Genomic DNA, 16,886 nt, shown 5'->3' on the forward strand with positions numbered 1-16,886 from the left:
CACTGACTGCCCGGCACCTCGTGAGTGTGGCTTCTGCCGTGAGTGGGGTCCGTGTGATGCGCGTGGTCCGCGTCGTTGTCCATGGGGCGTCAGCCGCTTCCCTCAGCCCGCGGTGGTCGTCGGTCCGGCGAAGCGGGTCGGTGTGCGGAGGTGTTCGCCGACGCGCTTCACGAGGCGTGCCATCTCGTAGGCGACGAGCCCGATGTCGGCCATGGCAGTGCTCAGGACCGCGAGGCAGGAGCCGTCCCCGGCGGCGGCCACGAACAGGAACCCGTCGTCCATCTCCACCATGGTCTGTCGCACGCCCCCGGTGCCGAAGTGCCGGCCGGTGCCCTTGGCGAGGCTGTTGAACCCGGAGGCGACGGCGGCGAGGTGTTCGGCGTCCTCGCGGCCGAGGCCGTCGGACGCGCCGACGGCCAGGCCGTCGTTGGAGAGCACGACGGCGTGCCGTAGCTCGGTGACCCGCGTGACCAGGTCGTCGAGGAGCCAGTCGAGCTCGCCGGAGCGGTGGGCCGTACCCGTGGTCGGTTCCTTGATCATGTGAGGTCTCCTCCGCTGCTGTCACTGCCTGGTGGACGTCCGCCGCCACGGACCCAGCCGTCCCGGAAGGACGCCATCCGGGCCCTGACCTGTTCGGGGGTGCGCTCCCCCGGTTCCGCAACGCTGCGCGCGGAAGGGGGCTGGTCCTCGGGGCGGGTACGCAGTTGGGGCGCGAGGCTGGCCTGGCGCACCCGGCGCGGCAGACCACGGTCGTCCGCGGTCTCGTTGCCGTCCGGGCCCAGGGGTTTGCGCGTACGGAGCGCGGTGACCCCGGGAGGATGCGGCGTTTCCTCGGGTGCCGGTCCCGCCGGGGCGGCGAGAGCCGGGCGAGGAGTGGATGCGGGGACGGGATTACCGTTCATGGACGCTGCTTCGGGCTCGGGCACGCGCGCGTAGCGGCGCTCTTCTGCGGACGGTGGATGGGGGGCGTCGGAGGTCGTGGCGCCGTCCTTGTGCAACAAGGAGGTCGGCATGAGGACGACAGCTGTGGTGCCCCCGTAGGGGGAGGTGCGCAGGTTCACCTTGATGTCGTGCCGGCGGGCCAGGCGGCTCACCACGAAGAGGCCGAGCCGGTCGCTGTCGAACAGGTGGAGCGTCTCGGACTGCTGGATGCGCTCGTTCGCCTCGTCGAGGGTTTCCCTGCCCATGCCGAGGCCGCGGTCCTCGACCTCGATCGCGTAGCCGTTGGCGACCGGCTCACCGCTGATGCGCACCTTGGTGTGAGGAGGCGAGAACTGGGCGGCGTTCTCCACGAGTTCGGCCAGCAGGTGGGTGAGGTCCGCGACGGCCGCGCCCGCGACGTCGACGGCGGCGAGGTGGCGCACCTCCACGCGCGCGTAGTCCTCGATCTCCGAGACCGCGGCCCGGCAGACGTTCGTCAGCGGGACGGGCACCCGCCAGGCGCGGCCCGGTGCGGCTCCGGACAGGATGATGAGGCTCTCCGCGTGGCGCCGCATCCGGGTCGTGAGGTGGTCGAGACGGAAGAGGTCGCCGAGTTCGCCCGGGTCCTCGGCGCGACGCTCCATGGTGTCCAGGAGGCCGAGTTGACGGTGGACGAGGACCTGGCTGCGCCGGGCCAGGTTGACGAAGACGCCGGAGATGCCGTTGGCGAGTTCGGCGCGCTCGACGGCGGCGTGCAGGGCCGCGCGGTGCACCGTGGTGAGTGCTTCGGAGACCTGTCCGGTCTCGTCCTCCGCGGGTGGTCCCTGGGGCGCCTCCGCCGGTACGTCGATCTCCTCGCCCGCCCGCAGTTTGCTCATGGCGTTGGGGAGTTTGCGCCGGGCGATCTCCAGGGCGGTGTTGCGCAGACTGATCAGTTCGACGACGAGGCCGCGGCCGATCCGGACGGAGATCACCAGTGAGGCGGCCACGGCGACGAGGCCGAACAGCACGGCCGCTCCCGCCGGTGTGAGCAGCCCCCTGGTGAACGGACCGGCCCGGTCCGCGCCGCCGCCCGAGGCGCCCGTCGCGATGGCCCGCATGCCGTCCTGCACGGTCGCGTGCGCCCCGACCCAGGTGTCCGTGGCCGCCCCGGCGAGCGCCTTGCGCCCGGGCTGTGCGCTGAGCGTCCGGTCCTCGACGGCGCGTACGTCGCCGTACGCGCTCCCCTCCGCGAGGCGGTTCCAGGCGGCTCGTTCGGGCCCGCGCAGATCGATGGCGGCCGTGTCGGTCAACGTCCTGCGGGTGTCGACGGCTCCGATGAACAGCCGGAGCCGCGCCTCGTCCAGGTCTCCGGTCAGGCGCGCACTCGTCAGCAGCGCGTTCTCCCGGGACAGCATCTCGGCCGCGCGGCCGAATTCGAGCAGCACGCGCGCGTCGGAGCCCGATGCCGGGTCCTGGATGCCGGTGAGCGCCCCAAGTGCCGTGAAGGCCGCGTCGAGGCTCCTGGTGTACTGCCCGTAGGCGGCGGCCCAGCCGGTACGCCGCTCCAGGACATCGGCGCGTACGGTGCCCAGCTTCTCGGCGCCTGCCACGAAGGCGTCGAGCCGGTCGGCCACTCCGTGCGGCAGGTCCGCGCCGTCGGCCACGGTGGTGCCCCGGCCGGCTCGCAGGGCGGCGACGGCACGGTCGGTGGTGGTGCCGAGTCGCTTGAGCACGTCGCCCCGGTCGGCCGCGGGTGCGGTGGCGTAGCCGACGGCTGCTTCCCGCTCCGCCTGGAGCGCCGCCACGGCCTGGGCGGCGGGCTTGCGCACCGTGGAGTCGACCTGCTGCGCCTGCCGGATCCGCGCGATGTCCTGGGTGGTGGCCACGGTCGCGAAACCCCATAGGGCGAGCAGGGAGACGACGGGCACCATCAGCAGACAGATGATCTTCGCGCGGACCGTACGGGGTCGCAGGTGTCTGCGTCCCACGCGCGTGGGACGAGTGTCCGGCGCGAGCCCGGCGCCGGTGGCGGCGTCCTCGGCAGCGGGCGGTCCGGCGTGTGCGCGCCGTCCGCGCGCCATGGGAACGGGTATCGGTGGCGGGCCTTCGCCGGGAGTACTGCGGGACGGGCGCATGGGCTCCTCTATCGGGGTGCGGGGCGGCGGACGCGGCGCGGTCGGTGGTCAGCGGGCCGTGCTCTCCAGAGGCTGCTGGGCCGACGCGGAGGCCCGCTGTTCGTGCGCGGTCGGGGACAGCGCGACGAACGCCGAGGTCAAGAAGAGGTACGACCCCAGTCCCACCGCGAGGGGGAAGACGAACTGCATCGCCGAGGCGCCGGGCAGGGACGTGGTGGCGGGGGTCACCCGCACGCTCACGGCGAGCATCCCGGTGTAGTGCATGCTGCTCACCGCGCCGCCCATCACCAGGGACGCGACCGCCACCGCCGCGGGCGACTTGATGTTGAGCCCCGCCCAGAGCGCGACGGTCGCGGCGATGACGGCGACCACCACGGAGAGCGCCACCAGGAGGGGGTCGTAGCCGATGCTGCCGTGCAGCCGCAGGGCCGCCATCCCCAGGTAGTGCATGCTCGCGACGCCCAGCCCTGTGGTGAGCCCGCCCAGTGCGAGGGCCCGGCCCCGCTCGCGGCTGTAGCCGACGGCGAAGACCCCGGCGCCGACGACGACCATCGCGACGACGAGGCTCAGGATGGTGAGCGGCACGTTGTAGCGGATCTCGGTACCGGTGACACCGAAGCCGAGCATCGCCACGAAGTGCATCGTCCAGATGCCGGTACCGAGGGCCGAGGCCGCCGTGACGAGCCAGTTGCGCCGGGTGCGCCCGGTGGAGTTGAGGGCGCGCACGGTGCAGCGCAGGCCGAGCGCCGCGCCGATGCAGGCCATCAGATACGACAGCACGGGGGTCAGCCAGCCGAAGGTGGCGTGGTCCAGGTGTCCCATGGCTCAGGGACGCTAGCCCTGGCGCGGGCGCACAACTGGGGCGCATTTCGAAAGACGTTGGAAGATGACTGAGATACGGCACTGAACGATCGCGCCAGGGTCGAACGTGTGCACCGTACGCGCTTGCGACACTTTCGGTTCGGATGGGGACCTTTCGACTCCGCGTCCCCTTCCCGTGCCGCCGTGATTGTCGGTGGGCTGCGCAATCATGGACCGCATGAGCGATGACCCCACACGCGTGCAGGAGTTCTTCTCGGCCCGGGCCGAGAACTGGGACTCCCGCTTCCCCGACGACGGTCCGGCGTACGAGGCAGCGGTGTCCGCCCTGGGTTTGCGTCCCGGCAGCAGAGTGCTCGACGCCGGCTGCGGGACGGGCCGGGCGCTGCCGCCGTTGCGTGCGGCCGTGGGGCCCTCGGGGACGGTGCTGGGCGCCGACCTGACACCGGCGATGCTGGCGGCGGCCGTGCGAGCGGGCCGGGACGGCGACGGGCGATTGCTGCTGACGGACGTGTCCCGGCTGCCACTGCAGACGGGCGCCCTGGACGCCGTCTTCGGGGCGGGCCTGATCTCGCACCTGCCCCACCCCGAGGAGAACCTGCGCGAACTCGCGCGTGTGGTGCGGCCCGACGGGGTGCTCGCCCTCTTCCATCCGATCGGCCGGGCGGCCCTGGCCGCACGGCACGGGCGGCAGCTCACCCCGGACGATCTGCGCGCGGAGCCCCGTCTGCGCCCGCTGTTGGCCCGTTCGGGCTGGCGCCTGACGTCGTACGTCGACGAGGACGCGCGCTTCCTCGCGCTGGCGGTGCGCGAGGGCTGAGCAGGGTCGATCCGGCCCCTTTCGGCGGGGGATCCTGACCATCTCGCGAGCCACCAGCCGCACCGAAGTCACCTGGCTGCGCGAGATGCTCACATCGCCTTCCCCAGAGGCGAGTTGACGGTTGCCGCCCGGGAGTCGGACCGGCCGCCTTCTGCCACCATGGCTTCAACTCGACGTCGTATCAACGCGTTTGCTCGGCCGAAGACGACCAACTGAGGACGGTGGCCCTCATGCTCGACAGAGCCCGCAAGACATGGAGCACGTGGCGCAAGCGGGCCGCGCGGCGCGAAGAACGCCGACGGGACGAGGCTCAGGCCGCGCCCGGGCCCCCGCGTTCGGCGGCCGGACCACGGCGGACGCCCAACCTGTTCGAGGCGGCGGCCGCCTATGTGGCGGCCTGCGCCGAGGACGACCAGGAACGCGTCGACGAGGCCGTGAGCTGGGTGGACCCCAATGCCCTCGCCTTCGGGGTCAACGAGCTGGCGTGCCGGGCGCTCATCGCCCTCGCGAGGGAGCGCGACGAATCGCCCCGGACCGTCGCGCGCAGCCTCCTCGGTCTGCCCGCCGGCTGACGTCCGCCCACCTGCCTCGCCCGGTCTCCCGGCACACCAGGCACACCAGGCACACAAAGCGCACACGCCTTGTCGACATGCTGTCCACCAGCCGCGTACACCCCTGCCGCGGCGACTGATTTTCCTGGTCATCGCCCCTGTACGACATCGTCCGCGACTGACTAAGGTCACGCCGACGGAAAGTAGCTCAGGGGAGGCTGGCATGGCCGGGACGGACGACGCTGTCGCCACCGGGGACGACGCGCTGTACGTACTGACCGCGGTGCTGCTGACACCCGCGAAGTTCCCCAGCGTGCTCGGCGACGACTACGTGGAGGCGTGTGACGCGCTGGGACTCGCGCCGCTGGCCGACGGGTACGGGCTGGTGCTCGGCCAGGACGGGGACGGCGCGCGCTGGACGGTCGTCGTCGACGACGTGTCCCTGGTCGCCGTCGCCATCGCGTCCTGGGACTGCGGCATGGAGTACGACCTCTCCCCCGACGAGAACAGCATGGTGTCGGCGCTGCCCGGCTGGCCGCTGGCGCTCGCGGTGTCGGCGCCGGGCGTCCCCGCGCCGCACGACCCGGCGCCCGACCCCGAGGCGGACGACGGGCCGCCGCTCACGCCACCGGACACGGAGACCTGGGGGCCGGCCCAGCGGCGCCTGGGAGCGGACGAGATTGCCCTCCAGTGGGCCGCGTGGCGCGCGCAGATCGACGACGCCCAGTTCGCAACGGAGGGCGGTGACGGCGCCGGGGACGGCGACACGCCCGACGGCGCGGCGGACGCGTCCACGGCGAGCACCCCTGACACCACAGAGGACGAGGGCATCCGCAGGGTGCTGGCCGAGGTCCGCGCCTACGTGGACTCACCGCCGCCGCTGGGCCGCGTACGTTCGGCGTTCGCCTCCGGTGACGCCCGGACCCTGCGGGCCGACGGGCCCGGCTGGTCCATGGTGGCGCGGACGGACGACATCGCCTTCGTCCTGCTCGACGACGAACCGGGCGAGGTGCTGCCGGTCGGCAGGGGCGCCGAACTGCCCGGACTGCTGGAGGCGCTCGACAAGATGGCGGTACGTCCGGTCTGAACCGCCGGTGCCACATAGGGCGCTGACGCTCGGTGTGGCTCCGACCCATAGGTGCGTGTGTGTCGCGCATCGACGATGAGGCCTCTTCATCCACTCATGAGGAGGCCGTTCGATGCGTACGCCCAGAGTCGTTCCCCTGTTGGCCGCCGCTCTTGTGGTGCTGACCGCTTCCGGTTCGCACCTCGCGAGCACGGCCACCGCACAGGTCGCGCGGTGCGCACGGCAGGAGCACACGCGCGTGCCGGGCGCCGCCTTCCAGCAGCGGGCCTGTCTGGACGACCTGACCACGGCGGGCCTCGCGGGCACCTCGTACACCGACATGGCCGACCAGGCCGGGCTGACGGCCAAGGGCACCCAGAACCCGTCCGGCGTACCGGGGATCCAGCTCGACGGCTACTTCCGCGACACCTCGCACACGAACACCACCCACGGCTGGAACCACGACGCGCAGTTCGTCATCCGGCTGCCCGACCACTGGAACGGCGGACTGGTGGTGACCGCCGCGCCCGGCAACCGCAAGCAGTACTCGACCGACACGGCCGTCTCCGACCGGGTCCTCGCCCAGGGGTACGCCTACGCGGCCACCGACAAGGGCAACACCGGCCCGGACTTCTACCGTGACGGCACGCGTGCCGGCGACGCCGTCGCCGAATGGAACGACCGCACCACTCAGCTCACGCGAGCAGCCAAAAAGGCCGTCGCCCTGCGCTACGGCCACTCGCCCCGGCGCACCTACATGACCGGTATCTCCAACGCCGGCTACCTCACGCGCTGGCAGTTGGAGAACCACCCCGAGCTGTACGACGGCGGAGTCGACTGGGAGGGCGTGCTGTGGACGGCGAACGGCCCAGGCCTGCTCACCTCCCTGCCGACCGCCGTGGCGTACGGCCAGGGGAAGGCCGATGCGGACGACATGTACGCGGCCGGATTCGCCCGCGGCTCCGAGTTCCTGTGGCCCTACCACCAAAGCGCGTACTGGGGTCTCACACAGAAGGTGTACCGCGCCGAGTTCGACCCGGGGTACGACCCGAACTGCCCCGGCGCCTCCGCCGGCTCGACACTGGACCAGATCCTCGCGCCCTGTGCCTCCGACGCCGCCTACCGCTACGCGGAGCGCCCCGCGTCGGTCCGCCGGGCCGTCGAGCGCATCGCGCTGACGGGGCGCGTCGGCAAGCCGCTGCTGACGCTCCAGGGCGATCTGGACACGCTGCTGCCGATCGCCACGGACGCCGACGTGTACGCGCGCATGACGGCCACGCAGGGGCGCGGGCGACTGCATCGCACGTACCGGGTCCAGGACGGGACGCACACGGACGGCCTGTCCGACACGTATCCGGACCGCCTGCGGCCGATCCTGCCGTGCTACCGGGACGCCTTCGACACGCTCACCCGGTGGGTGGAGCACGGCACGAAGCCGCCCGCGGACCACACCGTGCGGCGGCCCGCGAGCGGTGACGTCGTCAACTCCTGCTCCGTCGGCGGCTCGGCCCAGGGCGTGTCCTAGCGCCCGAGTTCCTTGCGGGACACGCGGCGCAGCCGGCGCCGCTGTGACGGGTCGAGCATCAGGTAGGCCGCGGTGGGCACGCCCAGCACGATGAGCAGGGCCGCCCACCAAGGCAGCCAGATCAGCAGGATGATCCCGGCCGCCACGCCTCCCACGGCGATCTTCGCGTTCCTCGACATGTGTCTGGCCTCCTTCGGGGCGGCTCGCCCTCGGATGGGTGGAGCGGGCTCGCCTCTGCTGTGAGAAACGGTCCCGCGTCGTCCACGGTTCCTGTGGACGACCCTGAGATGTCCCTGATCCCGCGCCCCTGGGCGCCCAGGATCGGGGTGCCCTGTGCGGGAGCCTGTCAGATGTCGGCCCGCAGCGGCTCCCCCACTTCATACATGTGCCGCAGCGCCTGGCGGTAGGAGTCGACGAGACCGGTCTCAGTGAAGGGGACGCCGAGATCCCGGCAGTGCGCCTTCACCAAGGGCTGCGCGAGGCGCAGGTGCGGACGGGGCATGCTGGGGAACAGGTGGTGCTCGATCTGGTAGTTGAGGCCGCCGAGGAACCAGTCGGTCAGGGCGCCGCCCTTGATGTTGCGCGAGGTGAGGACCTGGCGGCGCAGGTGCCCCCACTTGTCGCCGTCGGGGTCGGGCATCTCCATGCCCTTGTGGTTGGGCGCGAAGGCCATCCCCAGGTGCAGCCCGAACAGCGCCTGGTGCAGCGCGGCGAAGGCGAGGGCGTGGCCGAGCGGCATGAGGGTCAGCAGCAGGGTGACGTAGCCGACGACGTGGGTAACGAGGAGGGCGCCCTCCACCAGGCGCTCGCGCCCGCTCTGACGGCGCAGGTCCTGGAATCCGGACACCTTGAGGGCGAGGCCTTCAAGAAGCGTGAGCGGGAAGAAGAGCCAGGCCTGGTGGCGGGTGAGCCAGCCGCGGAAACCGGTGCGCGTGGCGGCCTGGCCGCTGGTGAAGACGAGGACGTCGGCGGCGACGTCGGGGTCCTTGTCGATGTGGTTCGGGTTCGCGTGATGCCGGTTGTGCTTCTGGTTCCACCAGGAGTAACTCATGCCGAGCAGCAGATTGCCGTGGACGAGACCGATGGCACGGCTCACGGAACGGTTGCCGGTGATCTGGGAGTGGCCCGCGTCGTGCCCGATGAACGCGGTGCGGGCGCCGAGGACGGCCAGGACTGGGGCGAGCGCGAGCACCCACCAGGAGCCGCCGATGAGGGCCACGCCGGTCACCACGGCGGCGAGCGCGAGGGCGTTGCTCGCTATGGTGCGCACGTACCAGCCGGTGCGCCGGTCGAGCAGCCCCTGCCCTTTGACGTCCCTCATCAGGGGGGTGAACTCGCTGCCCGTGTCGGGCGGGGACGGCGGTACGGCGACGGCCAGCGACATGGCGGTTCTCCGGTCTGTGATGGGCGGCGGCGAAGCGGCGGGCTACGCGTCGGCCCGACGTCGAAAAACGTACGGATCCGGGGCCACGGGCAGCCATGGCGCCACCACCCGAGTGCCGCAGGGGGCAGACCCACCGCGGGCGGGGGGTTAGCCACACCCTTAGGGGACGGGTGATCCAGGTCACGACTGGAGGATGTCCGTCCAGCAGGTTGAGGGGTGTACCCTCGGCGCCTCCAGAGCGGGTAGTCAAATTTGATGACTAAGACGACAGTTTCATCCGGTTCAACTGATCAACTGATTCGGACGACTTCGAGCATCCGATGCCTTCGAGACGGAAGAACGAGGAAGCGGCCATCTCCGAGCACACGCATCCCGCGCCCACACCCGCCGAGACGGCGGAACTCGTGCGCTGCTGCGCCCTGTTCCTGCCCGCCGACCCCGCCCGCGCGTCCACCGTCGCCTTCTGGCACCCCGACGGCGACGAGGTGCCCCTGCCGGCGGCCGGCTCCCGGATCGAGGTGCCTCTGGTGCTGCCCGGCGAGCGGGTGACCGTGCCCGCCGTGGCCCTTCCGGTGCGGGCCGCGCTTCCGGTGCTCACGCGCGCGCGGGCGGCCGCGACGGCCGACCCGACGACGGCGTTCTGGGGTGCGGCCGCCCTGCTGGCACTGCAATTCGCCGCCCGGGGCCTGTTGTTGCCCGGGCTGAGCGCCGAGGATCATGACGCGTGGCGTTTCGGTCCGCTGGGCGCGAAGGATGTGGAGCGGGTGCGCGAGCTGGCCGCCGCGCTGCCGCCGCAGGCGCACGCCGTCCCGCTGGACGGATACGAGCCGCCCCGGCTGCACGCCCCGGAGCGCCTGCTGCGGGCCTTCCTGGACGCCGTGGCCGACACTCTGCCGCGCTCCCCCGCCGCGCCGGCGGCGGCCGGGTCCGCCGTGTTCGCCGCGCGGAGCCCTCGCCGGGTGCCGGAGCTGCGTCCGTGGGCCGCGGATGTCGCGGCCGGGCACGACGCCGGGGTGCGGATCTCTCTGCGGGTGGAGGTGCCCGGCCTGGCGCAGGCCACCGACGACGAGACGCGGCTGCCGTTCCGGGCGGTACCGCAGATGCACAGCGTCGCCGATCCCACGCTGATGGCGGACGCGGCGGAGGTGTGGGCGGGCAGCGGCCCGGCCGCGCGGGCCTTCGGCGCGCGTGCCCGGATGGACGCGCTCCTCGCGCTGCGGCGTGCCTCGCGCGCATGGGCGCCGCTCGCTCCGCTGCTGTCGGCCGCCGTGCCGGACGCCGTCGAACTGGCCGACGAGGAGGTCACCGAGCTGCTCGGGGACGGCGCGCGTGCCCTGTCGGCGGCGGGCGTCGAGGTGCACTGGCCCAAGGAGCTCGCCCGGAAGCTGACGGCACGCGCGGTGATCGGGCCGCCGGACGGCGAGGGCGGAGAAGACAGGGAGGGCGGGAACGACGGGAAGGCCGGTGACCGGCTCGCGTCGGACGCGCCGTCGTTCCTGTCCGCCGACGCGCTGCTGGCGTTCGACTGGTGGTTCGCCCTCGGCGACCAGGAGTTGAGCCGCGCCGAGCTGGACCGGCTCGCCGAGTCGAACCGGCCGGTGGTGCGGCTGCGCGATCAGTGGGTGCTGATCGATCCGGACGAGGCGCGGCGGGCCCGCGCCCACCAGGACCGCAAGATCACCCCGGTCGAGGCGCTGAGCGCCGTTCTGACGGGCTCGACGGAGATGGACGGCCGCAGGGTCGACGTACGCCCTACGGGGTGGCTGGCGGGCCTGCGGGACCGGCTCGCGGACCCCGAGGGGACGGACCCCGCCCAGCAGATCGGCCAGCCGGCCGCGCTGGCCGCCGACCTCCGCGACTACCAGCTGCGCGGACTGAACTGGCTGGCCCGGATGACCTCGCTGGGCCTGGGCGCCTGTCTCGCCGACGACATGGGGCTCGGCAAGACGATCACGCTGATCGCGCTCCATCTGCACCGCCAGTCCGCGCCCGAGACCGCGGGCCCCACGCTGGTGGTGTGTCCGACCTCGCTGATGGGCAACTGGCAGCGCGAGATCGAGAGGTTCGCGCCGGGCACCCCGGTCCGCCGGTTCCACGGCGGGCGCCGGTCCCTGGAGGACCTGGCGGACGGCGAGTTCGTCCTCACCACGTACGGGACGATGCGCCTCGACGCCGCCCAACTGGCCGCCGCCACCTGGGGGATGGTGGTCACCGACGAGGCCCAGCACGTGAAGAATCCCTTCTCCGCGACGGCCAGGGAGCTGCGCACCATCGGCGCCCGCGCGCGCGTGGCGCTCACCGGCACCCCGGTGGAGAACAACCTCTCCGAGCTGTGGGCGATCCTCGACTGGACCACCCCCGGCCTGCTGGGCAGGCTCGGCACCTTCCGCACCCGCTACGCGCAGGCCGTCGAGGGCGGCAAGGACCCGGCGGCGGCGGAACGCCTCGCCCGGTTGGTACGGCCCTTCCTGCTGCGGCGCCGCAAGTCGGATCCGGGCATCGCGCCCGAGCTGCCGCCCAAGACCGAGACCGACCGGGCCGTGTCGCTGACCAAGGAGCAGACGGGCCTGTACGAGGCCGTGGTGCGCGAGACGCTGGCGGAGATCTCCGGCGCCGAGGGCTTCGCGCGGCGCGGCCTCGTCGTGAAGCTGCTGACGGCTCTGAAGCAGATCTGCAACCACCCGGCGCAGTACCTCAAGGAGGAGCGGCCGCGCATCGCCGGCCGTTCGGGAAAGCTGGAGCTGCTGGACGAACTGCTCGACACGATCCTGGCCGAGGACGCGGGCGTGCTGGTCTTCACGCAGTACGTACAGATGGCCCGCCTGGTGGAGCGACACCTGGCGGACCGCGGCGTTCCGAGCCAGTTCCTGCACGGAGGCACCCCGGTCGCGCGGCGTGAGGAGATGGTGCGGCGTTTCCAGGACGGAGAGGTTCCGGTCTTCCTGCTCTCCCTGAAGGCGGCCGGCACCGGTCTCAATCTCACGCGCGCGGAGCACGTCGTGCACTACGACCGCTGGTGGAACCCGGCCGTGGAGGCGCAGGCCACCGACCGCGCGTACCGGATCGGGCAGACGCGCCCCGTGCAGGTGCACCGGCTGATCACCGAGGGCACGATCGAGGACCGCATCGCCGAGATGCTCGTCCGCAAGCGGGAGCTGGCGGACGCCGTCCTGGGGGCGGGCGAGGCGGCCCTCACCGAACTCAGCGATGCCGAACTGGCCGATCTGGTCGAACTGCGAGGGGGAGCCCGATGAGTGACCTGTACGACGACCAGGACCCGCTCGACGAGACTGCCGAAGCCGACGAGGCCGACGAGGCCGCAGCCCAGGAGCGCATCTTCGCCGCGCTGCCTCCCGCGCAGGGCAAGGGCTTCGCGGGCACCTGGTGGGGCCTGGCGTGGCTGAAGGCCCTGGAGGACACCGCCCTCGAACTCCGCCAGCTCAAGGCGGGCCGCGCGCTGGCGCGGGCCGGGGCGGTCGGTGCGGTGTCGGTACGGCCGGGGCGGATCACCGCGCTCGTGCGGGACCGCGGCGGTGCGCTGCACCGTTCCGATGTGCTCCTGCACCAACTGGACGGCGACGACTGGGACCGCCTCCTCGGCATGGCGGTCGAGCGGTCGGGGCACATCGCGGCTCTCCTGGACCGTGAGATGCCGCCGCATCTGGTGGAGGACGCGTCGGCGGCCGGTGTGGAACTCCTGCCGGGAATCGGCGACTTGGAGCCGCGGTGCGACTGTGACGCCTGGGACCACTGCGCGCACACGACCGCCCTGAGCTATCAGGTGGCCCGGTTGCTCGACCAGGATCCGTTCGTGCTGCTTCTGCTGCGCGGGCGGGACGAGCGGTCCCTGCTCGACGAGCTCCAGGTGCGCAGCACGGTCGCCGCGGACCCCGCGCCTGCTGTCCGGGAGGCAGAGGGTGTGGACGCCGCCGATGCCTACGCGTCCGCGGTCGTCCTGCCGCCGCTGCCCGCGCCGCCTCCCCTGCCGGCCGAGCCCGGGCTGCCGCCCGCCCTGGACACCGAGACGGCGCCGCCCGGGGACACGGACGTCGACGCGCTGGAGTTCCTGGCCACGCAGGCCGCCACCGAGGCCCACCGGCTGCTGGCCGAAGCGCTCGCCACCGGTCATCAGCAGCGCCCCATAGCGGAAGAGCCGACGCCCGCGGAGGATGCCGCGCGGCTGGCCGCGGCAGCGCCGCCGGAGCACGTCGCCGTCCGGCTCGCGCAGGCGTCGGGCCGGGACCGGGAGGGCCTGGCGCTGGCCGCCCGTGCCTGGGAGCACGGGGGCACCGCCGCACTGGCCGTACTGGAGGGCGCATGGACTCCTGACGCCAAGAGCGCCGCACGCGCGCGTGCGGCGCTCGAAGGGGCCTGGGAGGAGGACGAGCGGCCGGTGCTCAAGGGCGCGCGCGGGCGCTGGACGGTCTCCGGCGGGGCCTCCCAGCTGCGGCTGGGGCGCGACGGACGGTGGTGGCCGTACCGCAAGGAACGGGGCCGCTGGGCCCCCGTGGGGCCCGCCGCGTCCGACCCGGCAGCAGCGCTCGCCACCGCGCTGGGCACCGGCGAGGCGTAGGAAGAGCGCGAGGGCGGCACCGGAAAGCGGGTGAGGCAGCGCGGTGACGCCTGAAAGGACGCGGGGAAACACACGGAAGTCACAGCTGAAGCACAGGCAAGGCACAGAGAAGGCGGCGCCCTCCGCACGACCGGCATGGAGTAGTCCGACGGGACGAACGGCGCGCGGCGGGTGATCGTGGGTGGACCTCCCTGCGACGAGGGAGGCCACTCTTCAGCCGGGGGGCGACCAGAAGGCGCAGGCTCATGGCCACTTTGTGCAGACCCGCTGTCTCCGTGCCCGAACACGTCATCACCATGGAAGAGACGCTCGCGCTGGCACGCTCCCACCACGCGGACCATCCTCAACTTCCGCTGGCGCTCCGTCTGATCGAGAACACGGGGGTACGCACCCGGCACCTCGTGCAGCCCATCGAGGAGACGCTGAAGCACCCGGGGTTCGAGGATCGCAACGCGCTCTACCAGGCGGAGGCCAAGGCCCGGGTGCCCGCGGTGGTGCGGCGCGCGCTGGACGACGCGCAGCTCAGGACCGCCGACATCGACGTGATCATCTACGTGTCCTGCACGGGCTTCATGATGCCGTCGCTGACCGCGTGGCTGATCAACGAGATGGAGTTCTCCAGCGACACCCGCCAGATACCGATTGCCCAGCTGGGCTGCGCCGCGGGCGGCGCAGCGGTGAACCGGGCGCACGACTTCTGCACGGCCTATCCGGACGCGAACGCGCTGATCGTGGCCTGCGAGTTCTGCTCGCTGTGCTACCAGCCGACCGATCTGGGCATCGGCTCACTGCTGTCGAACGGGCTCTTCGGCGACGGCGTCGCGGCCGCCGTGGTGCGCGGACGCGGCGGCACGGGCATCACCCTGGAGCGCAACGGCTCGTACCTCATCCCGAAGACCGAGGACTGGATCGCGTACGACGTGCGCGCCACCGGATTCCACTTCCTGCTCGACAAGCGGGTGCCGACCACCATGGAGCCGCTCGCTCCGGCGCTCCAGGAGCTGGCCGGGCTGCATGGCTGGAACGCCTCCGAGCTGGACTTCTACATCATTCACGCGGGTGGGCCGCGCATCCTGGACGACCTCAGCAAGTTCCTCCAGGTCCCGCCGAACGCGTTCCGGTTCAGCCGGGCCACGCTCACGGAGTACGGCAACATCGCCAGTGCCGTCGTGCTGGACGCGCTGCGTCGGCTCTTCGACGAGGGCGGCGCGCACGACACGGCCCGCGGCATGCTCGCCGGGTTCGGCCCCGGGATCACCGCGGAGATGTCGCTGGGCCGCTGGCGAGCCGCTGACGACCGCGGAGCGCTCGTGGAGGCCGCCGTATGACCGAGGAGACCACCACCAGGCCGCCGGTCCGTCAGTGGCCGTCCCTGGACCTGCACGGGGTCGACTTCGATCCGGTCCTGTCCGAGCTGATGGCCGAGGGCCCGGTGACCCGCATCCAGCTGCCGAACGGCGAGGGCTGGGCCTGGCTGGTGACGCGCTACGACGACGTGCGCACCGTGACCAATGATTCGCGCTTCAGCCGCGAGGCCGTCGTGGGACGTCAGATCACCCGTCTCGCCCCGCACTTCATCCCGCAGGCGGGAGCCGTCGGCTTCGCCGATCCGCCCGACCACACCCGGCTGAGGCGCGCCGTGGCGGCGGCGTTCACCGCGCGCGGTGTGGAGCGTCTGCGCGCGCGTGCACAGGAGATGCTCGACGAGCTGGTGACCGGCATGCTGCGCGACGGGCCGCCCGCCGATCTCACCGAGCGTCTGCTGGCGCCGTTCCCGATCGCCGTCATCTGCGAGCTGATGGGGGTGCCCGCGGCCGACCGGCAGCTGATGCACACCTGGACGCAGCTGATCCTGTCGTCGGCCCACGGGGCGGAGGTCAGTGAGCGCGCCAAGAACGAGATGTCGGCCTACTTCGCCCGGCTGATCCGCTCGCGCGACGACGGCACCGGCGAGGACGTCACCTCCTTGCTGGGCACGGCGGTCGGCGCGGGCGAACTGACGGAGGACGAGGCGGTCGGCCTCGCGGTCCTCGTGCAGATCGGCGGCGAGGCCGTCACGAACAACTGCGGCAACATGGCCTACATCCTGCTCACGCGCCCCGATCTCGCCGAGCGGCTGCGCGCCGAGCCGGCGCTGCGCCCCCGGGCCATCGACGAACTGCTGCGCTACATCCCGCACCGCAGTGCCGTCGGCCTGTCCCGCATCGCCCTGGAGGACGTCGACGTGGCGGGGGTGCGCATCTCCGAGGGCGATGCGGTCTACGTGTCCTACTTGGCGGCCAATCGCGACCCGGACGTCTTCCCCGACCCCGACCGCATCGACTTCGACCGGGAGGCGAATCCGCACGTCTCCTTCGGCTTCGGGCCGCACTACTGTGTGGGCGGCATGCTGGCGAAGCTGGAGGCGGAGCTGCTGGTGGGAACGCTGCTCGACCGCTTTCCCGGGCTGCGTCTCGACGTGCCGCCGGAGCAGGTCCCGTTCCGCAGGGGCGCGTTGATCCGTGGGCCCGAGGCCGTCCCGGTGACCTGGTCGGCGGCCGGATGACCGCGCTGACACCCGCGGAAGGGCTCCTGGTACCACCGGGGCACGGGCGCACCGTGCAGACGGCTGCCCAGCAGGTCACCTTCAAGGTCACCGGGGACCACTCGCGCAGCGCGTCCAGTTTCGAGGTCGTGGTCCCGCCGGGCTTCGACGTCGGCGCCCATGTGCACACGAAGAGCGAGGAGTTGTTCTACGTCCTCGAGGGCGAGCTGGACGTGCTCGCCTTCGAGCCGCGGGTGCGCACACCCGACAACTGGCGGCGCTGGCAGTCCCCTTCGGGCAACAAGGTGGTGCGTGCGACGCCGGGCACGGTCATCGTGGTGCCTCCCGGCTGCCCGCACGCGTTCGCCAATCCGACGGACACGCCGGCGAAGATGTTCTTCCAGGCGTCTCCCCCGCCGGACCACGAGCGCTACTTCGAGGAACTGCTGGAGATCCTCTCGGCGGGCGGTCCGCCCGACCACGCAGCGATCGCCGACCTCCGTTCGCGCTACGACATCGAACAACTGACGCCGCTGCGCCATGGTGGACACCTCGACGACGAGACCATCACGAGGAGTTGAGGCCA

Annotated in this window: 14 protein-coding genes; 9 read left to right on the plus strand and 5 right to left on the minus strand. The window is 72.3% G+C overall.

Going from position 1 to position 16,886, the window contains the following annotated elements; genetic code table 11:
- Positions 1-102: 102 nt before the first annotated feature.
- From ACFVDP_RS13505 to ACFVDP_RS13515, 3 genes are read right to left on the minus strand one after another with little or no spacing between them, the layout of a single operon-like run.
- A complete protein-coding gene (locus ACFVDP_RS13505) occupies positions 103-540 on the minus strand; it encodes a roadblock/LC7 domain-containing protein (protein WP_383488034.1) in 438 nt (145 codons plus the stop codon).
- The gene (locus ACFVDP_RS13510) at positions 537-3,038 is read right to left on the minus strand and encodes a nitrate- and nitrite sensing domain-containing protein (protein WP_383488037.1); all 2,502 of its coding nucleotides are present in this window, start codon (positions 3,036-3,038) and stop codon (positions 537-539) included. The genes ACFVDP_RS13505 and ACFVDP_RS13510 overlap by 4 nt, the downstream gene beginning before the upstream one ends.
- A 48-nt stretch (positions 3,039-3,086) precedes the next feature.
- Positions 3,087-3,860: an MHYT domain-containing protein gene (locus tag ACFVDP_RS13515; protein WP_383488040.1), complete on the minus strand. Its 774-nt coding sequence runs from the start codon at positions 3,858-3,860 to the stop codon at positions 3,087-3,089.
- Between the two features lie 217 nt (positions 3,861-4,077).
- On the opposite strand from ACFVDP_RS13515, the gene ACFVDP_RS13520 reads away from it, so the two are divergent.
- From ACFVDP_RS13520 to ACFVDP_RS13535, 4 genes are all read left to right on the plus strand, one after another.
- A complete protein-coding gene (locus ACFVDP_RS13520; protein WP_383488043.1) occupies positions 4,078-4,677 on the plus strand; it encodes a class I SAM-dependent methyltransferase in 600 nt (199 codons plus the stop codon).
- 230 nt (positions 4,678-4,907) lie between these two features.
- A complete protein-coding gene (locus tag ACFVDP_RS13525) occupies positions 4,908-5,249 on the plus strand; it encodes a hypothetical protein (RefSeq protein ID WP_383488046.1) in 342 nt (113 codons plus the stop codon).
- 202 nt (positions 5,250-5,451) lie between these two features.
- Positions 5,452-6,315, plus strand: coding sequence for a hypothetical protein (locus ACFVDP_RS13530; RefSeq protein ID WP_383488048.1), 864 nt, complete (start codon positions 5,452-5,454; stop codon positions 6,313-6,315).
- Positions 6,316-6,427: 112 nt separating this feature from the next.
- Complete coding sequence (locus tag ACFVDP_RS13535) at positions 6,428-7,819, plus strand: tannase/feruloyl esterase family alpha/beta hydrolase (protein ID WP_383488050.1); 1,392 nt, start codon at positions 6,428-6,430, stop codon at positions 7,817-7,819.
- Here ACFVDP_RS13535 and ACFVDP_RS13540 read toward each other — a convergent pair.
- Complete coding sequence (locus ACFVDP_RS13540) at positions 7,816-7,998, minus strand: hypothetical protein (RefSeq protein WP_383488053.1); 183 nt, start codon at positions 7,996-7,998, stop codon at positions 7,816-7,818. The genes ACFVDP_RS13535 and ACFVDP_RS13540 overlap by 4 nt on opposite strands.
- A 167-nt stretch (positions 7,999-8,165) precedes the next feature.
- Positions 8,166-9,203, minus strand: a complete 1,038-nt coding sequence (locus ACFVDP_RS13545; protein WP_383488056.1) for a fatty acid desaturase family protein — start codon at positions 9,201-9,203, stop codon at positions 8,166-8,168.
- A gap of 320 nt (positions 9,204-9,523) precedes the next feature.
- On the opposite strand from ACFVDP_RS13545, the gene ACFVDP_RS13550 reads away from it, so the two are divergent.
- The 5 genes from ACFVDP_RS13550 to ACFVDP_RS13570 all read left to right on the plus strand — a co-directional run bounded on the left by ACFVDP_RS13550 (position 9,524) and on the right by ACFVDP_RS13570 (position 16,881).
- Positions 9,524-12,457, plus strand: coding sequence for a DEAD/DEAH box helicase (locus ACFVDP_RS13550; protein ID WP_383488059.1), 2,934 nt, complete (start codon positions 9,524-9,526; stop codon positions 12,455-12,457).
- Positions 12,454-13,776 (plus strand): SWF or SNF family helicase, encoded by a 1,323-nt coding sequence (locus ACFVDP_RS13555; protein ID WP_383488062.1) that lies wholly within the window; start codon positions 12,454-12,456, stop codon positions 13,774-13,776. The genes ACFVDP_RS13550 and ACFVDP_RS13555 overlap by 4 nt, the downstream gene beginning before the upstream one ends.
- Positions 13,777-14,021: 245 nt before the next feature.
- A complete protein-coding gene (locus ACFVDP_RS13560) occupies positions 14,022-15,104 on the plus strand; it encodes a type III polyketide synthase (protein WP_383488065.1) in 1,083 nt (360 codons plus the stop codon).
- A complete protein-coding gene (locus ACFVDP_RS13565; protein ID WP_383488068.1) occupies positions 15,101-16,321 on the plus strand; it encodes a cytochrome P450 in 1,221 nt (406 codons plus the stop codon). Before ACFVDP_RS13560 ends, ACFVDP_RS13565 begins: the two co-directional genes overlap by 4 nt.
- Entirely contained in the window at positions 16,318-16,881 is a 564-nt protein-coding gene (locus tag ACFVDP_RS13570; protein ID WP_383488071.1) for a cupin domain-containing protein, read from the plus strand. Before ACFVDP_RS13565 ends, ACFVDP_RS13570 begins: the two co-directional genes overlap by 4 nt.
- Positions 16,882-16,886: the final 5 nt, after the last annotated feature.

It is taken from the genome of Streptomyces sp. NPDC057694 (genome assembly GCF_042799415.1).
Lineage (GTDB): Bacteria > Actinomycetota > Actinomycetes > Streptomycetales > Streptomycetaceae > Streptomyces.